This is a genomic window from Planococcus plakortidis (genome assembly GCF_001687605.2).
Lineage (GTDB): Bacteria > Bacillota > Bacilli > Bacillales_A > Planococcaceae > Planococcus > Planococcus plakortidis.
In genome coordinates, this window is record NZ_CP016539.2 from 173,650 (window position 1) to 198,129 (window position 24,480).

The 24,480-nt window shown below is 51.0% G+C and carries 22 protein-coding genes and 1 pseudogene; 15 read left to right on the forward strand and 8 right to left on the reverse strand.

The window, feature by feature from the left end:
• The first annotated feature begins 8 nt into the window (after nt 1-8).
• From glmM to BBI15_RS00970, 10 genes and pseudogenes are all read left to right on the forward strand, one after another.
• Nucleotides 9-1,358, forward strand: coding sequence for a phosphoglucosamine mutase (glmM, locus tag BBI15_RS00930; protein ID WP_068871407.1), 1,350 nt, complete (start codon nt 9-11; stop codon nt 1,356-1,358).
• A 958-nt stretch (nt 1,359-2,316) separates the two neighbouring features.
• A complete protein-coding gene (locus tag BBI15_RS16350; RefSeq protein WP_157101606.1) occupies nt 2,317-2,484 on the forward strand; it encodes a hypothetical protein in 168 nt (55 codons plus the stop codon).
• A 387-nt stretch (nt 2,485-2,871) separates the two neighbouring features.
• Entirely contained in the window at nt 2,872-4,674 is a 1,803-nt protein-coding gene (gene glmS / locus BBI15_RS00935) for a glutamine--fructose-6-phosphate transaminase (isomerizing) (protein ID WP_068871409.1), read from the forward strand.
• A 141-nt stretch (nt 4,675-4,815) separates the two neighbouring features.
• Nucleotides 4,816-5,691 (forward strand): AraC family transcriptional regulator, encoded by an 876-nt coding sequence (locus BBI15_RS00940; protein ID WP_068871410.1) that lies wholly within the window; start codon nt 4,816-4,818, stop codon nt 5,689-5,691.
• Between the two features lie 138 nt (nt 5,692-5,829).
• Nucleotides 5,830-6,402 carry an NADPH-dependent FMN reductase gene (locus tag BBI15_RS00945; RefSeq protein ID WP_068871412.1) on the forward strand — a complete coding sequence of 191 codons (573 nt, stop codon included), beginning with the start codon at nt 5,830-5,832 and terminating at the stop codon, nt 6,400-6,402.
• Between the two features lie 211 nt (nt 6,403-6,613).
• A complete protein-coding gene (locus tag BBI15_RS00950) occupies nt 6,614-7,441 on the forward strand; it encodes a YitT family protein (protein WP_068872651.1) in 828 nt (275 codons plus the stop codon).
• Between the two features lie 22 nt (nt 7,442-7,463).
• Nucleotides 7,464-7,823 (forward strand): VOC family protein, encoded by a 360-nt coding sequence (locus BBI15_RS00955; RefSeq protein WP_068871414.1) that lies wholly within the window; start codon nt 7,464-7,466, stop codon nt 7,821-7,823.
• 18 nt (nt 7,824-7,841) lie between these two features.
• Nucleotides 7,842-8,264 (forward strand): annotated as a pseudogene (locus BBI15_RS00960) (GNAT family N-acetyltransferase).
• A gap of 149 nt (nt 8,265-8,413) precedes the next feature.
• Nucleotides 8,414-8,743: a PadR family transcriptional regulator gene (locus BBI15_RS00965; RefSeq protein ID WP_068872652.1), complete on the forward strand. Its 330-nt coding sequence runs from the start codon at nt 8,414-8,416 to the stop codon at nt 8,741-8,743.
• A gap of 1 nt (nt 8,744) precedes the next feature.
• A complete protein-coding gene (locus tag BBI15_RS00970; protein ID WP_068871416.1) occupies nt 8,745-9,503 on the forward strand; it encodes a DUF1129 family protein in 759 nt (252 codons plus the stop codon).
• Nucleotides 9,504-9,511: 8 nt separating this feature from the next.
• Here BBI15_RS00970 and BBI15_RS00975 read toward each other — a convergent pair whose 3' ends face one another.
• From BBI15_RS00975 to BBI15_RS00985, 3 genes are all read right to left on the reverse strand, one after another.
• Nucleotides 9,512-10,561, reverse strand: a complete 1,050-nt coding sequence (locus BBI15_RS00975; protein ID WP_068871418.1) for a hemolysin family protein — start codon at nt 10,559-10,561, stop codon at nt 9,512-9,514.
• A gap of 441 nt (nt 10,562-11,002) precedes the next feature.
• Nucleotides 11,003-12,058, reverse strand: coding sequence for a hemolysin family protein (locus BBI15_RS00980; protein ID WP_068871419.1), 1,056 nt, complete (start codon nt 12,056-12,058; stop codon nt 11,003-11,005).
• Between the two features lie 34 nt (nt 12,059-12,092).
• Entirely contained in the window at nt 12,093-13,415 is a 1,323-nt protein-coding gene (locus BBI15_RS00985) for a hemolysin family protein (RefSeq protein WP_068871421.1), read from the reverse strand.
• Nucleotides 13,416-14,214: 799 nt separating this feature from the next.
• Between BBI15_RS00985 and BBI15_RS00990 the strand changes: the two genes are divergently transcribed.
• Both BBI15_RS00990 and abc-f read left to right on the forward strand, forming a co-directional pair.
• A complete protein-coding gene (locus BBI15_RS00990; protein WP_068871423.1) occupies nt 14,215-14,976 on the forward strand; it encodes a TerC family protein in 762 nt (253 codons plus the stop codon).
• 275 nt (nt 14,977-15,251) lie between these two features.
• Entirely contained in the window at nt 15,252-16,892 is a 1,641-nt protein-coding gene (gene abc-f / locus BBI15_RS00995) for a ribosomal protection-like ABC-F family protein (protein ID WP_068871425.1), read from the forward strand.
• A 498-nt stretch (nt 16,893-17,390) separates the two neighbouring features.
• On the opposite strand, the gene BBI15_RS01000 is transcribed toward abc-f, so the two are convergent.
• From BBI15_RS01000 to BBI15_RS01020, 4 genes are all read right to left on the reverse strand, one after another.
• Nucleotides 17,391-18,062 carry an ABC transporter ATP-binding protein gene (locus tag BBI15_RS01000; protein ID WP_068871427.1) on the reverse strand — a complete coding sequence of 224 codons (672 nt, stop codon included), beginning with the start codon at nt 18,060-18,062 and terminating at the stop codon, nt 17,391-17,393.
• Nucleotides 18,063-18,064: 2 nt separating this feature from the next.
• Nucleotides 18,065-19,099, reverse strand: coding sequence for an ABC transporter permease (locus BBI15_RS01005; RefSeq protein WP_068871429.1), 1,035 nt, complete (start codon nt 19,097-19,099; stop codon nt 18,065-18,067).
• Nucleotides 19,100-19,364: 265 nt separating this feature from the next.
• Nucleotides 19,365-20,768: a sensor histidine kinase gene (locus BBI15_RS01015; protein WP_068871435.1), complete on the reverse strand. Its 1,404-nt coding sequence runs from the start codon at nt 20,766-20,768 to the stop codon at nt 19,365-19,367.
• Nucleotides 20,765-21,439, reverse strand: coding sequence for a response regulator transcription factor (locus BBI15_RS01020; protein ID WP_084632685.1), 675 nt, complete (start codon nt 21,437-21,439; stop codon nt 20,765-20,767). Before BBI15_RS01020 ends, BBI15_RS01015 begins: the two co-directional genes overlap by 4 nt.
• A gap of 133 nt (nt 21,440-21,572) precedes the next feature.
• Between BBI15_RS01020 and BBI15_RS01025 the strand changes: the two genes are divergently transcribed.
• Genes BBI15_RS01025 through BBI15_RS01035 form a run of 3 tightly spaced genes read left to right on the forward strand, consistent with a single transcriptional unit; the run spans nt 21,573 to nt 22,918 of the window.
• On the forward strand, nt 21,573-22,043 hold the full coding sequence (locus tag BBI15_RS01025; protein ID WP_068871437.1) for an HIT family protein: 471 nt from the start codon (nt 21,573-21,575) through the stop codon (nt 22,041-22,043).
• A gap of 27 nt (nt 22,044-22,070) precedes the next feature.
• Nucleotides 22,071-22,517 (forward strand): PaaI family thioesterase, encoded by a 447-nt coding sequence (locus BBI15_RS01030; protein WP_068871439.1) that lies wholly within the window; start codon nt 22,071-22,073, stop codon nt 22,515-22,517.
• Between the two features lie 32 nt (nt 22,518-22,549).
• Entirely contained in the window at nt 22,550-22,918 is a 369-nt protein-coding gene (locus BBI15_RS01035) for an iron chaperone (RefSeq protein ID WP_068871441.1), read from the forward strand.
• 474 nt (nt 22,919-23,392) lie between these two features.
• Here BBI15_RS01035 and BBI15_RS01040 read toward each other — a convergent pair whose 3' ends face one another.
• On the reverse strand, nt 23,393-24,394 hold the full coding sequence (locus BBI15_RS01040) for an EAL domain-containing protein (RefSeq protein WP_068871443.1): 1,002 nt from the start codon (nt 24,392-24,394) through the stop codon (nt 23,393-23,395).
• Between the last annotated feature and the right edge of the window lie 86 nt (nt 24,395-24,480).

The window sequence follows — 24,480 nt, forward strand, 5'->3', positions numbered from 1 at the left end:
CGAAAAGCATGGGAAAATATTTTGGGACCGATGGTGTACGAGGGGTAGCCAATAGTGAATTGACGCCGGAACTGGCATTTAAACTTGGGCGTTTTGGCGGCTATGTCTTAACGAAAAGCTCAAAGGAAAAACCGAAAGTGCTCGTCGGGCGCGATACACGGATTTCCGGGGAAATGCTTGAAAATGCATTGGCGGCAGGGCTTCTGTCCGTCGGTGCGGAAGTCATGCGCCTCGGCGTCATCAGCACTCCAGGGGTTTCTTACCTGACACGCGTCATGAGCGCGGAAGCCGGAGTTATGATTTCTGCTTCCCATAACCCGGTCGCAGACAATGGCATCAAATTTTTCGGCTCGGACGGCTTCAAATTGTCGGACGACCAGGAAGCGGAAATCGAAGCTTTGCTCGATGCAGAGACGGACGATCTGCCGCGCCCAACAGGTGGGGACCTCGGAAGCATCACCGAATATTTCGAGGGCGGCCAAAAATACATCCAGTATTTGAAGCAGACAGTGGATGAGGAATTCGACGGCATCCACGTGGCGCTCGATTGCGCGCATGGTGCGACATCGACCTTGGCAACGCATGTATTTGCGGACTTGGATGCGGACATCAGCTCGATGGGCGCTTCACCGAACGGCTTGAACATCAACGAAGGCGTCGGGTCGACGCATCCTGAAGCGCTGGCGAAGCTGGTCGTGGAAAAAGGCGCCGATGTGGGCCTTGCCTTTGACGGCGACGGCGACCGTTTGATCGCGGTGGATGAAAAAGGAACGATCGTCGACGGCGACCAGATCATGTACATTTGCGCGAAGCATTTGAAATCAGAAGGCCGCTTGAAACAGGATACCGTCGTGTCGACGATCATGAGCAATATGGGCTTCTACAAAGCGCTTGAAGAAAACGGCATGAAGAGCGTCAAGACGGCTGTCGGCGACCGTTACGTAGTGGAAGAAATGAAGAAGAATGAATACAATTTGGGCGGCGAACAGTCGGGCCATATCATTTTCCTTGATTACAACACGACAGGCGATGGATTGCTCTCAGGCCTTCAATTGGTCAACATCATGAAGATCACGGGCAAGAAATTGTCTGAGCTGGCGAATGAAATGACGATTTTCCCGCAAAAATTGGTGAACATCCGCGTGACGGACAAACACGGCGTGACGGATAACGCGCTTGTGGCCGAGAAGATTGCGGAAGTGGAACGCGACATGGACGGCGATGGCCGTGTGCTCGTGCGCCCTTCCGGAACTGAGCCATTGGTGCGCGTCATGGTCGAAGCGCCGTCTGCAGAAGCGTGCGAAGAGTACGTGGAGCGGATTGCGGCGGTTGTACGCGAAGAAATGGGCATGAAATAAATAAGCTAGAGGCCGGAGCGGCTGCTCTGGCCTTTTTTTTGTGGGCAAAGTGATATGAAGCTGAGTTTAGAATTAGGAGGGGGATAGAGATAGAGATTACGCTCCAAGGGGACGCTTTAGGCCCGCAGGATGCGGGTCATGCAGCTGATGCGACAGGACGTCACGTTTTCAGCTGCCCGGAGTCGCCATCCTTCGCTCCACCTCTAGGTGTAGAGTGGAAATGAAATCGAGATGAGATATAGTAAATGCTCGTGCTAGAGATTGCGCTGCAAGGGGCACGCTTGCCGAGGGGCGGGTGTTGAGCCAACGTGCAATCGCACGTTTGTCTCGCCAGCCCGCGCGATCCCTCCGGCGTCGGCCCCTTTGCGCTCCATCTCTAGTTTTAGAGAAGAAATCAATTTCATCACGCATAGAATTAAGCATGAATAGTTTCAGACAGTTTTGTAATCGCATAAAAAATAGCTAGTGAACCATCTTTTCTAATATCAACTCTAGCTAGGCGTCTTCACCAGCGGATGCATTCAATTAATAGTGAGGCTTTCTCGCCTGCAACATCCAACGAAATCTAAAAGCCGAACCGCGCAAAAGGGCGAGCCGAAGCCATGAGACAAGTGTTTTTCTTTGCTCACGGCGGGAGGCCAGCCCAAAGCGGGAGGCGGCTACTTCATGAAGAAAAGATCAATGCAGCATGCACCTCACTTAAATGCCTAATTAAGCGTCTTCACCAGCGGATGAAGACAATTAACAGTGATACTTCTTCACAAATAACATCCAATAAAATCTAAAAGCCAAACCTCGCACATGGGTGATCTGGAACAATGAGGCAAGTGTTCTTGTACGCTTATTACGGAAGGCATGCCCAAAGCGGGGGGCGGCTGACGATGAAAGGGTCAATGATAGCTTCTTCTCATTCGCTTGTCCGACTCACTCCACAAGATTTTCATTAGCAGAAACCTTTATGGCTATTTATCGTCATTTCAAGGGGCTGCACCGTCAAAAGTTTACCAAGGAATTCAAAAAGATAGGTTTTGGGATTTTTGGCACAGATACGCAATGGAAAGCTAGCATGCTTGCTCTCACGGCTTTTCGTTCGGCCTGTCAGTTGTTTGGAGCTGAAAATAGTTAGAAAACATGAGGAGCTATGAACCAGCCGCTGGAAGATGACTGTGCGGATTGTCCTAAGTAAAGTTGTGCGTTGATTGACGGAAGGGTGCACAGCGGTTATGATAAGGAGGTCGGTTTAACGCCGATGCAAAAGGGGGATAGAGGTAAGTGCGAAGGAAACCAATTATAGCGCCTGTACTGAAGAACTCGGACGGACCAGTCAGTCTTCAGTAGACGAGGAGGAGGAGTATCGAGATTTCGGCGGATACCTCCCGGCCGCGAAGCCCGGTCGTTATGTGCATGCTTAAAACAGTCGAGTGATCGATTGGACAACCAGCTTGCACGGGCTCACAACGAAGCGTTTCTGAACGCTTATTTTGACATTTAGAAAATTGGAGGAATATAAATTATGTGTGGAATTGTCGGGTATATTGGAGAACAGGATTCAAAAGAGATTTTACTGAAAGGATTGGAGCGCCTGGAGTACCGTGGATATGATTCAGCGGGGATTGCAGTGCGCAACGGCGAAGGCATCAAAGTATTCAAGGAAAAAGGCCGCATTGCGGATCTGCGCGGAGTCGTGGAAGACGATGTGACTGGAAACACAGGCATCGGGCACACACGCTGGGCAACGCACGGCAAGCCGAGCAAAGTCAACGCCCACCCGCACCAGAACGCATCAGACCGCTTTACACTTGTTCACAACGGCGTCATCGAGAACTATCACCATATCCAGCGCGATTATTTGGACGGCGTGGAAATGGAGTCGGATACGGATACGGAAATCATCGTGCAATTGATCGGTAAATTCGTCGAAGAAGGCATGACGACGAAAGAAGCGTTCAGCAAAGCCTTGAAATTGATGAAAGGGTCGTACGCAATTGCCTTGCTTGATGCAGAGGAAGAGCAGACGATCTATGTAGCGAAAAATAAGAGCCCGCTTCTTGTTGGACTTGGCGAAAACTTCAACGTCATCGCATCTGATGCCATGGCGATGCTGCAAGTGACGGACCAGTTCGTTGAATTGATGGACAAAGAAGTCGTCATCGTGAAAAAAGAAAGCGTACAAATCTTGACGCTCGACGGCGAAGAAGTAGCGCGTGACCCGTTCACGGCAGAAATCGACATGAGCGATATCGATAAAGGCACATACCCTCATTACATGCTGAAAGAAATCGATGAGCAGCCTGCGGTTATGCGTAAAATCATCCAAGCTTACCAAGATGAGAACGATCAATTGACGATCGACTCCGGAATTTTGGATGCTTTGGAATCAGCAGACCGCCTGTACATCATTGCTGCAGGCACGAGCTACCATGCAGGTTTGATCGGTAAGGAATACTTGGAGAAAATGGCGGGCATTCCGGTAGAAGTGCACGTTGCGAGCGAATTCGGTTACAACATGCCGCTTCTTTCTGAAAACCCGTTGTTCATCTTCATTTCCCAGTCCGGCGAAACAGCGGACAGCCGCCAAGTATTGGTGCGCATCAAGGAGTTGGGCCATCCATCACTGACGGTGACAAACGTGGCAGGCTCTACGCTTTCGCGTGAAGCGGACCATACTTTATTGTTGCATGCAGGCCCTGAAATTGCGGTAGCGTCGACAAAAGCGTATACAGCGCAGTTAGCTGTACTTTCAATCCTTGCAGCAGTGACGGCAGAGCGCCGCGGCCGTGATATCGGTTTCGATTTGGTCCAGGAAATGGGTATCGTGGCAAACGCTGTGCAAGCACAAGTCGATATGAAAGAAGAGCTTGAACAGATTGCGACAGATTACCTTTCGACGACACGCAATTGCTTCTTCATCGGGCGTTTGATGGATTATTTCGTCGGCCTTGAAGGCGCATTGAAATTGAAAGAAATCTCTTACATTCAAGCAGAAGGCTTTGCTGGTGGGGAACTCAAGCACGGCACGATCGCATTGATCGAAGAAGGCACGCCGGTCATCGCGCTTGCGACGCAGGAGTCCGTGAACTTGAACATCCGCGGTAACGTTAAGGAAGTGGCGGCACGCGGCGCAAACACGTGCATCATCTCCATGGAAGGCTTGAACGAAGAAGGCGACAGCCACGTCTTGCCGAAAGTCCATGAATTGTTGACGCCGCTCGTATCGGTCATCCCGCTTCAGTTGATCAGCTATTATGCTGCGCTTCACCGCGATTGTGACGTCGATAAGCCGCGCAACTTGGCAAAATCCGTAACAGTTGAATAAGCAATGAGTGAACTCCCGCATCCGTGCGGGGGTTTTTTATTTCCTGGGGAATATCGCAGAATCCGCCAAAAGCCGCACCGTTTTTGTCGGGTGTGGGAAACATCGGACATCTATAATGAAAGCAGGAAGGGGGCAGGGGATATGCTGAAACAAATGAACGAAGCGCTTGCCTATATTGAAGCGCATTTGGAAGAGGAAATCGACGAACGTGAGCTGGAGCGCATAGCTGGCACGTCCATTTACCATTTTCGGCGAATGTTCTCTTTCTTGTCAGGCTTCACATTGGGCGAGTATATGAGAAAGCGGCGGCTGTCGAACGCCGCAGCGGACTTGCACGCTGGCATGAGTGTGACGGAAGCAGCGTTCAAATATAGCTATGATTCAGCCGATGGATTCTCGCGTGCTTTCAAGGAATGGGCAGGGATCAATCCTTCAACGGTCCAAAAGAGCGGCATGTTGAAGTCGTTCCCAAAACTGACCTTCCAGTTAACTATAAAAGGAGGAGTAGAAATGGAATACCGCATCGAAGAAAAACAGGCGTTCACTATTATTGGCGTGAAGAAACGAGTAGCGATCCAATTCGAAGGGGAAAATGAAGAAATTATGACGCTTGCCAAAAGCATCTCAGCGGAACAACGTGAGGAAATGCGCAGTTGTGCAGATATGGAACCGCATCAAGTGATCAATGCATCATTCAATTTTGACGAAGGGCGCATGGATGAACAAGGCAGTTTGGATCACATGATCGGCTTTTTGACGGCGAAAAATATCGAGCCTGGTAACGGACTTGATCGAGTCGAAGTGCCTGCACTTACGTGGGCGGTGTTTACAGCAGAAGGGGAATTTCCACGTGTGATGCAAGAGTCTTGGGGAAAAATCGTCTCCGAATGGCTGCCATCGTCCGGTTATGAACTGGCCGAAGCACCGGAAATTTCATTTACGGGTGATTTGTCGGATCCCGCCCATGTAAAAAGTGAGATTTGGATGGCAGTTCGTAAAACGACTCTGACAAAATGATGGCATTAAATTGATATGAATAGAAGAAAGAATATTCACTCTTTTAATTGAAAAAAGTTGTTTTTTCTCCTATGATGAAAGGGCATCGAGATCTGCATACATGCGGCACGAGAGGTTCATCATAAAGGAGGCGGAGTTATGACGAAAATAGGCATCATTACTGGAAGCACACGTCCAGGGCGCAATAGCCTGCAAGTGGCAGAATGGGTGAAAGGCATCGCGGATCAGCGCGGCGATGCTGATTATGAACTCGTGGATTTGGCTGAATACAATCTGCCGATGTATGCAGAGCCGGTTTCTGCGGCGTATAGCCAGGACTATCAGACGCCTGAAGCCATTCCTTGGGCGAAAAAGATTGCAGAGTTGGACGGTTATGTATTCATTTGCCCGGAGTACAACCATGGCGTTACGTCAGCGTTAAAGAATGCCATCGATTATTTGTACATCGAATGGAATAATAAGGCGGCAGGCATTGTCAGCTACGGATCAGCAGGCGGCGTCCGGGCAGCGGAATCCTTGCGCATCATCATGGCGGAACTGCAAGTGGCCACGGTGAGGGCCCATCCTGCCATGTCCTTGTTTACAGATTTCGTGAAAATGAGCGAATTTAAGCCGGCAGCAGTCCACGAAAAATCGGTCAATGCCATGCTTGACCAAGTGAACGCTTGGACAAACGCGCTGGAGCCTTTGCGCAAAGGATCAAGTGAATAACAATTTACATTCTATCCTGGATGAGAGACGCGAATAATGGCGTCTTTCATCCAGGGTTTTATTTTTGTTAAGAATGAAAGCTGCGATATCATTTTAACCGGTATGGAAGAAAGTGTATTATGAAAAGAGACAACAAAGAGTTTGCAGGAAAAGAGGAATTTGAGTGGGAAAAATAACAGACAATAAAGCAAGCAAGCGTGTGAAGAAAATAATGCGGGCACTTGCCGTCATCATCGGCGGATTCATCACCGCGTATGGGCTGGAAGCGGTGTTGATCCCGAATAATGTATCCGATGGGGGCGTGACAGGGCTCAGCATCGTCGGCTCGCAATTGACGGGCGTGCAGCTCGGGATCTTGATTGCCTTGCTGAACATTCCGTTCGTCTATCTCGGGTACAAGCAGATCGGCAAAAGTTTTGCGATCTATTCGGTCATCGGCATTGCCGCATTGGCATATGGGACGACCATTATGCACCATGTCCCGCAGATTGTTGAAGGCGATTCGCTGCTCGTCACTGTAGTCGGGGGCATCATCATCGGTTTCGGCATGGGGCTTGCTTTGCGCAACGGCGGCGCGTTGGATGGCATCGATATGCTCGCGGTATTGCTGTCGCGGAAATTGCCGTTTGGCACGAGTGATTTGATTTTATTCCTGAACTTATTCGTCTTTATCGTCGTGTCGACGGTTTTCGGGTTGCAGGGCGCGTTCTTGTCGGGCATCGCTTATTTCATCGCTTCCAAAGTGATCCATATGGTGGAGGAAGGCTTGAGCGGTTCGAAGACGTACAAGATCATCACTAGCGAACCCGAGAATATGGTCGAGACGATCCGCGACCGCTTGGGGCGCAGTGCGACATACAATTTGGTGAAAGGGGCGTATACCAATGAAGACTATAAGGAAATCACGTGCATCATCAACCGCCTTGAAGACAGCAAGATGAAGGAAATCATTTACGAAATCGACCCGCAGGCCTTTGTGGCGGTGTACGATGTCGCTGAAGTGAAAGGCGGCAATTTCAAGAAACGTGATATCCATTGATGGAAAACGAGGGGGAAATCGTATGATTATCGGATTGCATCATGCACAAATCACCATCCCAAAAGGGGCGGAAGCAGAAGGAAAAGCATTTTATTGTGAGCTATTGGGTTTGCCGGAAATCGACAAGCCGGAAGCTTTGCAAGGGCGCGGCGGCTTTTGGCTTTCAGTCGGCCGACAGGAAGTGCATGTCGGGACGGAAGACGGTTTTGACCGTTTGGCGACAAAAGCGCATCTCGCCTATCAAGTGGAAGACATCCGCTATTGGCGCGAGCGGCTGGAAGCGAGCGGTGTGGAGATTCTGGAAGCGGTGCCCATTCCGGGATATGACCGTTTCGAATTTCGTGACCCGTTCGGCAACCGTGTGGAAATGATTTCAACCTGAAGGGGCGTGAGGAAGCCGATGAAAGTGATAATTGGATCGGATCAACAAGACAGCGAATTCATCAGAAAGAAAGTGATCGAACACAATATGAAAAACTTGCCTGACGAAGTGAAGACGCCGGTCGAGCATTTGAACTTTTTATTGAAAGACAATGACGGGACCATTGTGGCTGGGCTCACTGCAATCATGTTCTGGCATCATTTGCATGTCGATTTCCTGTGAGTGGATGACAGCCTGAGAGGGCAAGGCCAAGGAAGCGCATTGCTTGAGAACATGGAGCAGGCAGCGAAGGAAAAAGGCTGCCGCCTGATTACGCTCGATACCTTCAGCTTCCAGGCGCCTGACTTTTACAAACGAAACGGCTACGAAGTATTTGGCAAACTAGAGGATCACCCGAAAGGCTTCAGCCAGTATTTTCTGCAAAAACGACTAGAGAATTAAAGAACAGGGCCGGCCTGAATGCAGGCTGGTTTTTTTGTGGAAAAAAATCCATTCACTAACTTGTAATGCAAGGGTTTATCGTTTATGATGAATTTATAACACTTGCATTGCAAGGTAATGATAGGTCAAGGGAAGGGCTGATGCGCAAAGTGGCGGATTCTACACAAATGCTCAAAGGAATATTGGATGGCTGCATCTTGTCGATTATCGAAGAAGGCGAGATCTACGGTTACGAACTGGCTGAAAAGCTGCAGAGCTACGGATTTCAATCATTCAGTGAAGGCAGCATCTATCCGCTATTATTGCGGATGCAAAAAGAAGGGCTCGTGTCGAGCGTGCAGCGCAAATCGACAGCGGGGCCGAAGCGGAAATATTATTCATTGACGGAAGCGGGACAAACGGAACTGGAACAATTCATCGGGCGCTGGGCCGAGTTGAAGCAATCGGTTGATGCGGTCATCACTAAAGGGGGGCAATGAGATGTTATCTGCAAAATCCGAACAATTTTTGATCGAACTGCGCATGTATTTGATGCAGCGGGGAAAAAGCGATGAAGACATCAATGAAGTCGTCGAGGAGCTGGAAAGCCATTTAATCGAATCGGAGAAACACGGAAAAAGCGTCGAAAGCATCGTCGGAAAAAATCCGAAACAGTATATGAAGAGCATCGGGGAGCCGTTGCCGGTTGCGGCGAAAGAATTGATGGTCCTCATTCCGGCGACAGTGCTGGTGATTCTCGCGTATTTGGCGTATGTGCCCGCCTTGTCGGGAGATTTTAAATTATCGCAAACGGTGCTTTGGGGCATCATTCCGGTCGTCTTGAGCCTTGCGATCTACAGTTCCTTGATTTTCAAGGTGTTTCCGAAGTTCCACGATCAGCCGGTGAAGCTCGGCGTGATCGCAGTGGCAGTTTCCACTTTGGTCATCGGCTTTTGGGTGGCATTTTATCTGTGGATGGTTCCCGAGGCTCCATCAGCTTATTTCACGGCAACGGCTGAACAGAATTACGTGATCCTCGCCGTCTGCCTTGTCGCGTTTATCGCCTATGCGCTGTATACAAAATCCTGGATTACGATTATCGTGGCGGCGTTGATGAGTGCGGGGCCGCTTGCGGAAAAATGGATCCCTCAGGACGTAAATGAAGATCCGGTATACATCGCCATGACTATTGGGATTTTCGCCTTGATCGGCATTGCCTTCATTTGGTTGTTGATGCGAAAACGGCAAAAGACGGCTTGAGTCATCGGTTAAACAGAAGGCTTGTCTTCACTCTGGATGTCGCCGACCAATTCTTCGAGCAAATCTTCCAAGGTGATCAGGCCAGCGGTGCCGCCGTATTCATCGAGCACGATGGCTAAATGGTTATGGCTTTTCTGCATTTCCAGGAACACTTCATCAATTTCACGCTTTTCAAATACAAAGTGGGGGGCACGCATAAGTTGTCGGACATCAAAGGGTGGCTGGGGCGGATTTTCCCGATAGCGGAATAGATCCTTGAGGTAAACGGTTCCGATCATCCGGTCGGCGTCTCCTTGGTAGACCGGGAACTTGGTGTAAGGATGGAGCGTGACGAGGCGCACGATGTCTTCGAGCGAATCGTCGGCAGAGATGGCGATGATATCTGTCCGGTGAACCATGATGTCTTCCACAGCTTTATCGTTAAATTCAAATGCGCGCGTGATGATGAATTGCTCCATGTCTTCGATGGTGCCTTTTTCCTTGCCGGCTTCGAGCATCAGGCGGATTTCTTCTTCTGTTTCTTCTGCCACAGGTTGATGGGGGTCGATGCCAAACAAACGAATCACCGCATTGGTCGACCAGGAGAGAATGGTGACGAACGGGCTGGTGAGCACGGCGAGCACACGGAGCGGATAGATCAGTGCCATCGCAATGGGCTCTGGTTTTTGCAGGGCGAGGCGTTTAGGCACCAATTCGCCGAAGACGAGCGTGAAATAAGACAGCAGCAAAGTGATGAAGATCAGGGACGTGATTTGCACGACACCGGGGGAGAGGGGAAGGTTGGTGCCTTGGACATAGAGTGACAACTCATCTGCAAAACTGTCCGCGGCGAAAGCGCTCGCCAAAAAGCCCGCGAGCGTAATGCCGATCTGGATCGTTGCGAGAAACTGGCTCGGCTGCGACAGCATGCTGTCGATCAGCCGGGCTTTTTTATTGCCGGATTCGGCCATCTTCTTGATCTTATAGTCGTTCAAGGAAATCAAGGCGATTTCAGACGCTGCAAACAAGGCGTTGGCAAAAATCAACGCAATCAATACCCCAAGTGCCCATCCCATCATGGAAGCCCCCTTGTGAAATCGGTAGTCGAGCCGTCTGAACCTGAAGCAGCCTGGCGAAGCGGAAAGTTATGATGGTGCTGATTAGCTCCAGTTTAGCTGAAAAATTTCAGGAAACCAATATGCAATAAAAAAGAAGAGCTGCCAGTGCAGCTCTTCTTTCTAGAGTGTTGAATAAGTCTATGAACAGCTATAAATTGGAGTGAAAATTGTTTTTCTACATTTTGTCAATCAAAGGTCTATCTAAGTATTTGGAGAAGCGTTTGATCGACTCCTGCGGGAATAACGGGTTTGAGAGACCCCACAGGCCGCTGTAGCAGCCGAGGAGGCTCGATTCCCGCCCGCGGAAAGCGATCAATAAGCTTCGGAAAATACGATTTCATAACTTTCTCGACAAGCTGAAAAGAAGAGCCGCCGCGGCAGCTCTTCTTTCTTATGAATCAATTAAACCGTGCCGGCTTCGAAGGATTCGTCGCTGATTTCGCCGACGATTTCTTCGAGAATGTCTTCCATTGTCACAAGGCCTGCGATGCGTCCGTCTTTTCCGGTAATGACGGCCATATGTGTCCGGCTTTGCTGCATGCTCGAGAGCACTTTTTGGATCGGCGTGTTTTCCGGGAAGCTCGGCATCGGATGCAGGAACGATTCCGGCGCTTGAGTTCTGCCGGCCGCCATGCTCGTCAACAATTCTTTCGTGTTGATGAAGCCGAGCAGGCGGTCGGGATCTCCACCTTCTGCCACGGGGTAGCGTGTATATTCATGGCCATCGAGCACTTTGAAAAGTTGTTCATGTGTCAAAGAACTTTCGACCGAGACGATTTTCTCTTTCGGGATCATGATGTGCTTGACGATGCGCTCATCGAAATCGAAAATATTTTTCAAATACGTCAGCTCAGTCTGGTTGATCTCACCGCTTTGGTAACTTTCAGCCATGATCAATTTTAATTCCTCTTCGGAATGGGCTTCCGTATGGCCGCTCGGTTCGACTTTGAACAAGCGCAAAAACAAGCGAGCAGAGCCGTTCAATAGCCAGATGAAAGGGCTCATCAACTTACCGAACCAGTACAGGGGCGGGGCAAGCAATAAAGTCATGCGCTCTGCGTATTGGATTGCCAAAGTTTTCGGGGCCAGTTCGCCGATGACGACGTGCAAAAAGGTCACGATGCTGAGGGCGATGACATAGGATAAAATGGTCGCGATGGCAGGGGACAAATTGAATTCCTCAAATAGCGGATGCAATAAGCGTTCAACGGTCGGTTCCCCGAGCGCCCCGAGAATCAATGCCGTAATCGTGATGCCCAGCTGGCAGGCAGACAGGTAATAATCGAGTTTGTCTGCCACTTCTTTGGCGCGCACGGCTTTTTTATTGCCTTCCGAAATCAATTGGTCGATCCGCGACATCCGCACTTTCAAAATGGCGAATTCGGCGCCGACAAAAAAGGCAGTTGCCAAAATCATTAAAGCTACGAGCAATAAGTTAATTATTATTTGTCCATCCAAGTTGGATCCCCCTGAATCGGGGGCTCACCTCCAGTTAGTCGATTTGGTCTTGTGATTTTTTCGGTTTTTGCGTAAACAGAACTTGCTTGATCTGCTGGTGGTCCATATCGGTGACGGTCCATTCCGTATTTTTATACGTCAATGGCTCGCCGATTTCGATTTCTCCGGTCGTGCGGTAATGGATCCAGCCGCCGATCGTGTCGATGTCCTGGCTGTTGTCGAAGTCTACACCGAAACGCTCTTCGAGTTCTTTCAGGAGCACGCGGCCATTCAATACGTACTGATGGTCTGCGATCTTCTTGATTTCCGGCTCTTCGTCTTCATCGAATTCGTCGCGGATTTCGCCGACGATCTCTTCGAGGATGTCTTCCAACGTCAGCATGCCGGCGGTCCCGCCGTATTCATCCGCGACAATCGCTAGATGGACGCGGGCATTCTGCATGCGCAGCAAAGCGCCTTGCAAATCCGTCATCTCGAACACAGTCGGCACTTCACGGACGAAATCGTGGAGCTTCCAATCACGTCCCGCAACGATCTGCGGCAGCATTTTCTTAGCGCTGACAAAACCGATGATCCGGTCCTTGTCGCCGTCTTCCGTTACCGGGTAGCGCGTGTAATTATGTTCATCCAGCACATCGATGATTTTTTGAGACGGCATGTCGAGGTCGAGCGTCACGAGCTCAGTCCGCGGCACCATGATGTCTTTTGCCGATCGCTCATCGAATGTGAAGACATTTTCCATATAAGACAATTCGTATTTATTGATGGCGCCGCCTTCATAGCTTTGCGCCATGACGATTCTCAGCTCATCTTCCGAATACGCTTGCTCATGGCCTGGCTGGACTCCGAAAATTCTGAGCAATAGGCGGGCAGCTCCGTTCAGCGCCCAAATGAAAGGTTTCATGATTTGGCCGAACCAATACAGCGGAGGGGCCAATAGCAGCGACATTTTTTCTGCGTACTCGATCGCAAGCGTTTTCGGTGCCATTTCCCCGAGGACGACGTGCAGATACGTCACCAATAGGAAAGCGATAGCATAGGAAGCGGCGGATGCGACCGAATCCGACACTTGGAAAAAGTCGAAGATCGGATACATGAGCCGTTCGACGGTCGGCTTCCCGAGCGCCCCGAGTCCAAGTGCTGTCACAGTGATGCCGAGCTGGCAGGCAGATAGGTAATAATCCAAATTGCTCGCGACTTCTTTGGCGCGCACGGCTTTTTTATTGCCTTCTGCAATGAGCTGGTCCAGGCGCGACATACGGATTTTGACGACGGCAAATTCGGAGCCGACGAAAAAGGCGGTCAAAACGAGCAACAGTACAAGCAAAGCTAGATTCAATAATGTAATTATGTCCACGTAAGATTCCCTAAAAAGGGATTCACCTCCATAAGTAATTCAGCCAGGCGGGGACGTAACAAAATCCCGGTAGCCTGCTGAGTGTTTCGAACTCTGCCAGTCGAGAGCAGAAATCTGCCGTTTGCCGAAGAGAGGAACCAATCAGGCGATGAGTTTGTGAACCTTGATCTCTTGGCACTTGCGGCAGCCTGCCACGCAGCTGGCTAAACAAATGTAAGACTCTACTTCAAGATCAAAATGCGCTAATCCCTTCCCAATGGGTTCCCCTCCTTTTATGATTAAGAAGTATAATACCATATATACTGGTAGATAGTAGAAATTCCATGCGCAATTATTCGAAAATTCAGCAGTGAATTTGGCGAGATTATGTAGTAGCTAAGTTGAACAAAAGAATTATCAGCGAACTGTTAATTTTTCTCTAATTATAAGATATGGAGCAAAACCACGGAGACTCCCGCGGGAAAGCGAGACAGTCGAGACCCCGCAGGAAGCGTAGCTTCCGAGGAGGCTTGGCGCTCGCCCGCAGGAAAGCGCAGGGGTTTTGCGGAATATCAAAAGGTAAAATTTATTAGTTTAACTTATGTAGCTTTTTTCGTTTTCTGTGTTATACTTTTTTTAACAACTCAATAGACCTTGACATCACGTCAAAGGGGAGTAGCTATGGGGAAACCTATTTCACAGTCGTCATTACATGGACCCGTTCCATCGGTTGTGATAGCAAAATCATTTTGCTTAGCAAGACCTTTGCCTTCTATAGGCAGGGGTCTTTTTTGTTGTCAAAATCAAGGAGGTTTTTCAGTTGGAAGCAATTTTATTGGAGTATGCATGGGTGCTGCTCGTGTTAGTGGCACTTGAAGGTTTGCTTGCTGCGGACAATGCCGTCGTCATGGCGGTCATGGTCAAGCACTTGCCGAAAGCACAACAGAAGAAAGCATTGTTCTACGGCTTACTCGGGGCATTCGTGTTCCGTTTCGCGGCATTGTTCATGATCACCTTGCTCGTCGATGTGTGGCAGATCCAGGCACTCGGGGCAGCGTATCTCTTGTTCATCGCGTTCAAGCATATTTACGATCAACGAAAAGGCAAGGAACACACCATCGAGCCGGAAAAAACGAAAGGTTCCGGCTTCTGGATGACGGTATTGAAAGTGGAACTGGCGGACATCGCGTTTGCGGTCGACTCGATGCTCGCAGCGGTAGCGCTCGCGATCACCTTGCCGCATCTCGGCTCAATGGAAATCGGCGGAATCAACGGCGGCCAGTTCGCCGTCATGCTTGCGGGTGGCTTGATCGGGCTTGTCATCATGCGTTTTGCGGCACATAAATTCGTTAAATTGCTGTCGAATTACCCGCAGCTTGAAACGACTGCGTTCGTCATCGTCGGCTGGGTCGGCGTGAAATTGACCGTTTTGACGCTCGGTCACGAAGGCGTCGGCATCTTGCCGTACGATTTCGCCCACTCGACAGAATGGAAATTGATCTTCTGGGGCGTCTTGCTTGCGATCGTGGCAGTCGGCGCACTGATCAGCGTCAAGAAAAACCGCGAACAAAGCGCTGCGTAATGGGCTCATTTGCCAGCGGGCTTGCTGCGTGATAAAATCAACTCAATTCTGAAATGAAACGAGTTGATGGGTGGACGATGGATAACTAACCTATATTTTCAGTCATTTGAAATAGTCATTTTTCGAAGGCGAAAACATAGGATTAGTCTGCCCATTTCATCCAACAGGCGTGGCTGTTTTTCGGCGCACCCAAAATGTACGGGCTAATCCTTCCAAATGTAGATTTGGGAGGATTTTTTTAATTCTCCCTGTCCAAAAAGAAGGGGTGGTTCTGCATGACAGAACTTATGAAATTACTGGATGTATCGGTGGAAATCGAGCAACAACCATTATTTGAGAACGTAACGGCGAACATCATAAGCGGCGACCGCGTCGGCATCATCGGGAAAAACGGCGCCGGCAAGACGACGCTGTTGCGGCTGCTCGCCGGGGACATCGAACCGGCCGGTGGACAGCTCATTCAAGGCGCACCGGGCGTGAGCGTACGGGCAGTCGAACAGGAACTGCCGGAATACGTTTTTGAAGACGTAACGAAAGCGGAACAAGCGCTATTGAATAGATGGAAAGTGCCGCATCGTGACTTCGCCCACTTGAGCGGGGGTGAAAAATTGAAAGCGCGGCTCGCGAAAGGCTTGGCACAACCAGCGGATCTCTTATTATTGGATGAGCCGACCAATCACCTGGACGCACAAGGCACAGCGCATCTGCTGAATGAATTGAACGCTTATCCCGGGGCCATCGCGATCGTCTCGCACGACCGTTACTTCCTCGACCACATCGCGACAAAGATCTGGTCGATCGAAAACGGCAAGGTCCACAGCCATAACGGCAATTACAGCGACTATATGGAGTTTCGCGAACGCAAGCGCAAAAGCCAACAACATGCCTATGACACGCAGCAAAAACGTATCGGGCGAATCGAGGACCAGATGAAGCAGCTTTCCTCGTGGTCCGAATCGGCGCATGCCCAATCCACCAAGCAGGACGGCTTTAAGGAATACTACCGCGTCAAAGCGAAACGTATGGACGCCCAGGTGAAATCGAAGCAAAAGCGGCTGGAGAAGGAATTGGCGAATGCCGCGGTCGATGCGGTCGAGCCGGAATACGAAGTGGACTTCGCTTTCCGTGCCAACCCGAAAGCGGGCAAGCGCTTTTTGGAAGTGAAGCAGCTGGGGAAATCGTTTGGCGACACACAGTTATTCAAAAACGCTTCGTTCACGGTTCAGCACGGCGAGAAAATCGCGGTCGTCGGCGCAAACGGCAGCGGCAAGACGACGTTTTTGAAGGTCCTTGCAGGCGAAGAGGCGATAAGCGAGGGGGAGTTGTGGTTATCGCCTTCCGCGTCCATCGGCTATTTGACGCAAGACGTCTTTGATTTGCCGCTTGACCGGACGCCTGCGGAATTATTCGAGCAGTTCACGTTCAAAGAGCGGGGGCGTGTGCAAAACTTATTGAAGCACTTGGGCTTCCAAAAAGAGCAGTGGCTGGAGCCGATCCGGGAGATGAGCATGGGCGAGCGGGTCAAATGCAAATTGATGAAATTCATTTTGGAGGATAAAGATGCTTTATTGCTCGATGAACCGACCAATCATCTGGATTTGCCGTCGCGCGAACAATTGGAAGCGACCTTGGCGGATTACCGCGGCACGCTTCTCGTCGTGTCGCATGACCGCTATTTGCTCGACAAGGCGACGTCTTCCAAACTGGTGTTTGAAGGCGGGACGATCCGCAAACAGCTCGGGGAGACGCCTCAAAAAGAAATGCTTGGCAGTACCGGTGAACTTCGGCTGAAACTCGAGACGGAGCGCCAAGCCGTACTTGGCAAACTGAGCTTTCTGCAGCCGAAAGACAAGGGCTATGCAGAACTCGACCGGCGTTTCGTGGAATTGACGAAGCAATTGAAAGAACTGGAGTAGAGCGCGATAACGAAAAAGAGACGGCCGCGGCCGTCTCTTTTCTCAGTTTGTCAAGAAAGTTATGAAATCGTATTTTCCAAAGCTTATTGATCGCTTTCCGCGGGCGGGAATCGAGCCTCCTCGGCCGCTACCGAAAACCCTTGTGCTCAACTCTCACTACGTTCGAGCATCGCAGAAAACCCGCTTGCTCCCACATCTGCCAGCAGATGCGTCGCAAATGAATAGGCTCAGCATAGCTTCGCTCATTCATTGCCTGCGGGGTCTCTCAAACCCGCTATTCCCGCAGGAAAGATAAGATCGACCTACGGGAGACCTTATCTTTGCGAAGTACTGCGTAGCATTATTGAGCAGAATGTTTTCCGATCAAACGCTTCTCCAAATACTTAGATAGACCGTTGATTTATAAAATGTAGAAAAGCAATCTTCGCTCTAATTTATAGCTGTTCATAGATTTCTTCAACGCTCTGGAAAAAGAGACGGCTCAGGCCGTCTCTTTTTTTATGCCAAACGACCGTCTTTCATGGTGATGACACGGTCCGCGTAGGCGAGCATGTCTTCTTCGTGGGTGACCATCAAAGTGGCGATGTTCAATGTTTTCGTCAGTTTTTGCAGCAATTCCATCACTTCGTGCGATTTGGTGGAGTCCAAACTGGCGGTCGGCTCATCCGCGAACAACAGCTTCGGCTGATGGACGATGGCGCGTGCGATGGCGATGCGCTGTTTTTCGCCGCCGGACATCGAGGCGGGATAGGCGGTTTTCCGGTGGCCCATGCCGACCCAGCCGAGGATGTTTTCGGCTTCTTCGCGGCGTTGTTTTTTCGTAAGCGGGGAGCCGGCTGTCTCGAGCATGAGCAGCAATTGCTCTTCGGCGGTGAGAAACGGAACGAGGTGAGCCGATTGAAAGACGAAGCCGAACGATTGCGCGCGGATTTTGCGGATCTGTTCCTGGTTCATGGCGGACATTTCCTCGCCGTCAAACTGGATCTCTCCGCCGGAAGCCGGTTGAAGCCCCGCCGCGATCGTCAGCAGCGTGCTTTTACCTGAGCCAGATGACCCGACAAGGGCCGTGATTTCACCTTCGGCAAGCGACAAATCGACGCCTTTTAAAATCTCCTCCGAGACTTCACCGGTCGTGAAGCTCTTTTTGATATTGCTCGTTGAAAAAATCATGCTTATCCTTCTCCTTGTTGAATGGCTTGAAGCGGCTGGGCCTTGCGGATTTGAAAGCCTGAAAGTGTCGCTCCCGCAAACCCGATGGCAAAGAACACCGCTGATAATTGAAGTGTGATGCCGATCGGCAAGTAGAACGGCATGTCGCCGGGTGCCAGTGTCGCGAATAATTGGCTGAAGGCGATCGATAAGAAGAGCGCGACTGCGGTAATGGCGAGCATTTGCGCCCAGATCATGCGGAACAAGGTGCCGGTCTTCACGCCAATTGCTTTTAGGATGCCGTAAAGCCCGAGCTTCTGGATGTTCATCATGTAGAAGAAAATCGCAAACAGCATGCCGCTGATGACCACCAAAAACCAGACGATCATCGACAGCGATAATTGCTCGGCGCTATAGCTCGGCAAAGTGTCCAGGAATTCTTCAATGGAGAAGCTTTGCAGGCCGGGGATTGCTCCGGGCTCTGCCAGATCCGGGGCGAACAGCATTTGCTGCTCTTCCGTGCGGTACATGTCCGCAAAGTCGTCCGGATGGACAAAAGCGACAGCGGCGTGGCTGTATTTCGCGCCGTCGGTAAAGCCCGCGACGGTAAATTCGCCATTCGACTGGCTGTTGGTGAAGCGCTCGCCTTGCTGGATGCCGTCTTCTTCAAGCGAGCGATCGAGGACGATCTCGCCTTTTGAAACATCCGGGAAAGGGGCGGAACCGGTCGACGTAGCAAAGGCGACGCTTTGCTGTTCGTCTTGTTCATTCAATAAAAAGCCCATCTGGATGGAGAAGGCAAACGCGCCGTCGTTTTCCGACAAGGCAGATTGCTGGGTTGCTATGTCGATTGCGGACAAGGCGTGGGTTTCTTCCGCGGCCGTTTCCATATAGATCTCGCCGTCCGGCAAGTTCTTGATCAAGGCGGCGTTGTCTTGTGACAAACCGTTCGCAAGCCCTGAGATGATGAAGGTCAATAAGCTGATCAAAAAGACGATCGATCCGAGAATCACAAACTTCGTTTTGCTTTTCTTCATTTCTTTCCATGCTAAGTTCACGTTGTTCGCCTCCGTTGTGGTGTACTTTCAGTCTATAGAGGCAAGATGAATGGAAGGTGAACGGGCGTTGACAGTTTGGAATAAAAAAAGCCCTCCGGTTATGGAGGGCTTTGCAAGAAATATTGAGGAACGTGTTTTCCGAAGCTTACCGCTCGCTTTCCTCTGGGCGGGAATCGAGCCTCCTCGTCACTTCGTTCCTGCGGGGTCTCTCAAACCCGCTGATCCCGTAGGAGTCGAGCGAACACTTCTCCAAACACTGAGACAGTTAATTTGATTTTTCGACAATAACTGGATCGTTCTGTGCAGCCAGCAAGGTGACCGTTACGGTGGTGCCGGCGCCCGGCGCGCTGTCCAGTTCGATCCGGCCGCCGTGGAGCTCGATGATTTCCTTGGCGATCGATAGGCCAAGCCCGGAGCCTTTTTGGCCGCGGGTGCGGGCCTGGTCAGCGCGGTAGAAGCGCTCGAAAGCCTGCATCATTTCGTCCTCTGTCATGCCGATGCCGTAATCGCGCACCGTGACACGGACGGTACTTTCGCTTTGCGCAAGGGAGACGTCGACCGAGCCGCCCTGTTCGCTGTATTTCACCGCATTGGTCAACAGGTTTTCCCAGACCGTTTGCAAAAGCGCCGCGTTGCCGAGCGTATAGGCCGGGGCGAGCTGTGCAGAAAGCGCCAAGTCCTTCTCGTCAAAGGCATAGCGCAAATGGCTGAGCGTCGTGCGCCATTGTTCATGGAGCGCGACGGTCCCGAGCGCTTCCAGCGTTTCCTTGTCGACCGATGCCAAGGTCAACAGCTGCGTCGTCAACAGCGACAGCCGGGCCGTCTCTTCGCGGATGATCCCGGCGTAGCGCTGCTTGTCGGAATCGGAATTTCCCGGCTTTTCGAGTAAGCCGAGATAGCTTTGGATCGTATGGAGCGGCGATTGGATGTCGTGGGAGACGTTATGGACAAATTCCTTGCGCTTGACGGTCGATTGTTCAATGCGCGAACGCATCAAGCGGAACTGGTCGGCAAGGCGTCCGATTTCGTCTTTCCGGTCGATCGCGAGCGGCACGTCGAACGTTTCCGTCGCCATCTTCTCGGTCGCTTCGGTCAATTTCGTGATCGGCTGGATCAATAAGCGTGCAACGAGCAGCATGCCGAGAAAGCTCAACAACACAATCCCGACAGCCAAACCGCCGAATAGAAGATGCAGTTCCTGGAACAATAATTCGATGTCGGGACGCAGGAACAAGGCAAAGGATTCGCCGCCGAGCGTCACCGGGACGCCGATGGAATTTTGCAGTTCATTGGCGAAAAAGCCGGTGACGAACGTCTGGCGCGGGAAATCGCGGATGCCGTTAAACAGCTCTCCGCCCAGTACGCGCTGAACGTCTTCTTCAGCGATCGTTTCATCGCGGAACTCGCCGCCGAAGCGCGAGACGTCGCGGCCGTCCGTTAAATACAATTGATAGCCGGCGTCCCCGAGCACATTGAGCGTATCTTCCACTTGTCCAGGGGGCAGGCTACTCAAATGCTCGGCAAACGATTCGGCAATCGCCAAGTTTTTGTCGTTATTGTCTTCTTTCAGGAATTGGTGATACAGCGTGTTCATCGCGAAAAACGAGATGGCGCTGCTGATGAGCATCGTCAGGAACGTGAACCAGATGAATTTGACGTACAAGCTCATGAATCGGCCTCGAGTTTATAGCCGACGCCGCGCACCGTGACGATTTTGACGTCCGGCGCAAAATCCTCCAGACGCGTGCGCAGCCGTTTGATGTGGACATTGATGGTCTGTTCGTCGCCTTGGAAATCGATTCCCCAAACGCTTTCGATGATGGCGTCTCGCGTAAATACGTGGCGCGGCTTGGAAGCGAGCAAGGCGAGCAGTTCGAATTCCTTCAACGGGATGAACGACAAGCCGTTCGGCGAGCGCAGTTCGTAGCTTTTCAAGTCAATCGTCAACGACCCTGTCGTAAGGGTATTGTTTTCGGGATGATCGTAGCGGCGCAAAATCGCTTTGACGCGAAACAGCAATTCCCTGGACTCGAACGGTTTGACCAAATAATCATCGGATCCGGCGAGAAAGCCGCGTTCCTTGTCTTCGATGTGGTGGCGCGCCGTTAAGAGGATGACCGGGAGATCGTAGTCTGCGCGCAGGCGCTCGGTCAATTCGAACCCGTCGATACCGGGCATCATGACATCGACAATCGCGAGGTCCACCGCCTGCTGCCCGAGAAGCGCGAGTGCCTGTTCACCGGTTTCGGCAGATAGCACTTCGTAGCCATTTTGGCGGAGCTCCCCGGCGACAAAGCGGAGCATATGTAAATCGTCATCCACTGCGAGTATGCGGATCATGTAATCGCCTCCTTGCCTAACATTATAGGGCACTGTGCGAAAAGGCGTTAGATTTTCCTTTTGTGGATGTATAATGGAAAGAAAACAACTGCAGCATCACCAATTGTGCTGCGTGGGAATAAGGGGTGCAGGGATGAGCGGAATTTCACGTCATACAGAACAAAATTGCTTAGGCTGCAGGCTGGCAAACGGCGAGCTCCCGGTGCACATGGTATACGAAAACGAATGGATTGCGTGTTTTTTGGACCACGATCCGTTTAATGAAGGGCATGTGCTCATCTTGCCGAAAGCCCATTACCGGTTTATCGACGATATGGACAGCGAGACGGCACTCGCCATGTTAAATGCATCACAAGTAATGAGCCGGACCATCCGGGAACTTTACGCACCGTTCGGCATTACGCAGACGCAAAATGGCGGGGGGCCCGATGAATTGACGCATTTTCATTTGCATATCGTGCCAAGAGAGAAAGGCCAGCCGTTCTTGAGTTTTTATACAGGGGACGAGTGGGACAATGAAGCCTTGAAAAGCCGGCTGGCCGACACGCGCATTCGATTGGCAGAGGCTATCGAAAAGCAGCTGTCCGCTTTACGGGGAAACTAAAACGCAGCGAGGATGAAGGAGGTTTCTATGCCAAAGCGAATCGATGAACAAGCGCTCCATCAACGACATTACACGGAAATCCGCGATAAAGTGGCAAACGACCCGTATGCCCGTTCGCTCGGCATCCGTTTGACGAAATTCGAGGAAACGATGGCCGAAGCGGAGCTGGTCGTGCAAGATCACATGGTCAATGCTTACGGAACGGCGCACGGTGCGGTCATTTATGCACTTGCCGACCACGTCATGTCCGTCGCAAGCAATGCACACGGAAAAGCATCGGTCGGCTTGTCGACCAATAACCAGTTTATCCAGGCCGCACAAGTTGGAGACCTGTTGACGGCGCGCGCTGTCGAGACGAAACGCAATTTCCGCGTCGGCTTCTACCGCGTCGATGTGTTGCGGGGAGACGAGATCATCGCGACGGTGGACGGCGTCGCGTACAGGAAAGATCAATATTTCGTGGAAACGGAGTAACAAAAAGTTTTATTCCAAAGGAGGCAGGGAACATGAACGAATTTCTAGAGTACTTGGCAACCATCGATGACCCAGACCACCGCGAGCGGGTGGAAGACGTATTGAGATGGGTGCTGGACACCTACCCGGAGCTCTCCCCGCGAGTCGCGTGGAACCAACCGATGTTCACCGACCACGGGACGTTTATCATCGCGTTCAGCACCGCGAAAAAGCATATGGCAGTGGCACCTGAAAAAGCGGCGATTGACCGTTTCCAGGAGGAGATTGACGCAGCCGGCCACTCGAGCACGAAGCAGTTGATCCGCATGAGCTGGGACCGCCCCGTCGATTACGCGCTGCTTGGCAAGCTGATCGAATTCAATATCGAAGACAAAGCGGGTTATGATAAGTTTTGGCGCTAATCAACTATTACGTAACGAGGTAGTTTGGTTTCCTGTCATAGTGCAGGCAATGTAAAAAGGAAGAGGCCGTTGCCTCTTCCTTTTTCAGGCTGTCGAGAAAGGTGAGAAATTGTATTTTCCGAAGCTTATCGCTCGCTTTCCGTGGGCTCGCGCCCAAGCCTCCTCAGTCGCTTTAAAACCCTTGTGATCAACTCTCACTGCGTTCGAGCATCGCAGAAAAACCGCTTGCTCCCACATCTGCGTGGCAGATGCGTCGCAAATGAATGCGCTCAGCACAGCTTCGCTCATTCATTCCTTGCGGGGTCTCGGTCGTCTCGCTGATCCACAGGAGTCGAGCGAACGCTTCTCCAAATACTTAGAAATATCATTGTAATTTTGAATGTAAAAAAAACGATCCCATTCTCATTGGTAATGGATCAATAGACTTCTTCAACACTCTGTAAAAAAGAAGAGGCCGGGGCCTCTTCCTTTTTATTATGAAGCTGTCTTGGTCGCAAGCGGTGCCGCTGCGGGCTTGCCGAAATAATAGCCTTGGAATAGTTCATAGCCTTGTGCTTTCAGCCAAAGGAAATCCTCCTCGCTTTCGATGCCTTCTGCGAGCGGTGTCGAGCCGACTGCTTGGGCTTTTTCAAGAAAGCTTGTTGCCACTGCCTGTTTCGCAGTGTCGCCCGCCACGCCGTCGACGTATTTCATATCGAGTTTCATGAAATGCGGCTTTAGTTCGCCGAGCACTTCGGCAGTGCTATAGCCTTCACCGACATCATCGAGTGCGTACTGGAAGCCTCTCGATTTGTAATAGCCGAGAATATGTTTCAAATGCTCGAGGTCATCAACTTTTTCGGATTCAACAACTTCGAACACCAATTGGTTCGGGTCGACGCCGGTTTGATGGGCGAGGTCGATTGTCGAGCGCAGGCAAAATTCAGGCGAGTAGATGGAAGTCGGGATGAAATTGATGAACGCTTTCTCACCGGATAATCGGCTGGCCGCACGCACTGCGGTCATCCGGCAGACACGGTCAAGCGCATACAAGCGCCCGCGGCTTTTCGCGGCGGGGAAAATCGCATTCGGGTAGATGACTTGCCCATCCGCGTCATGGAAACGCGCCAGCATCTCATAGGCAAAGATGTTCCGATCTTGATCGACGATCGGCTGGAAATGGGACACGATGCGCTCGTTTTGGATGACTTCGTCGATCCATTCCATATCGAATACATGGCGCATGCCGGCAATCGGCTGGTAGCGCTCCTGGTTGATGCGGAATTCCGCCGCCTCCATTTCAAGCAAGTCTTCGCAAAAACTCAGGAATTCACGTGCGCCGAACTCGCACATACGGATGCGGCTGTCTTTCAGCGTAACCTCCAGGCCTTGGCGCTCTAAATGATCTATGGCAATGGGGATGATGGATTGGTTTAATTCACCGCTGAGGCGGATATCGAATGTCAATGTCTGGACAGAACAATTATTGCAGTTCAAACATGCCCCTCCTTAATTTGTGGTAATTAAAGTATATCGGATGTGACTTAATTCACAAGAAAAATTTACAAATAGAGATTTAAGAC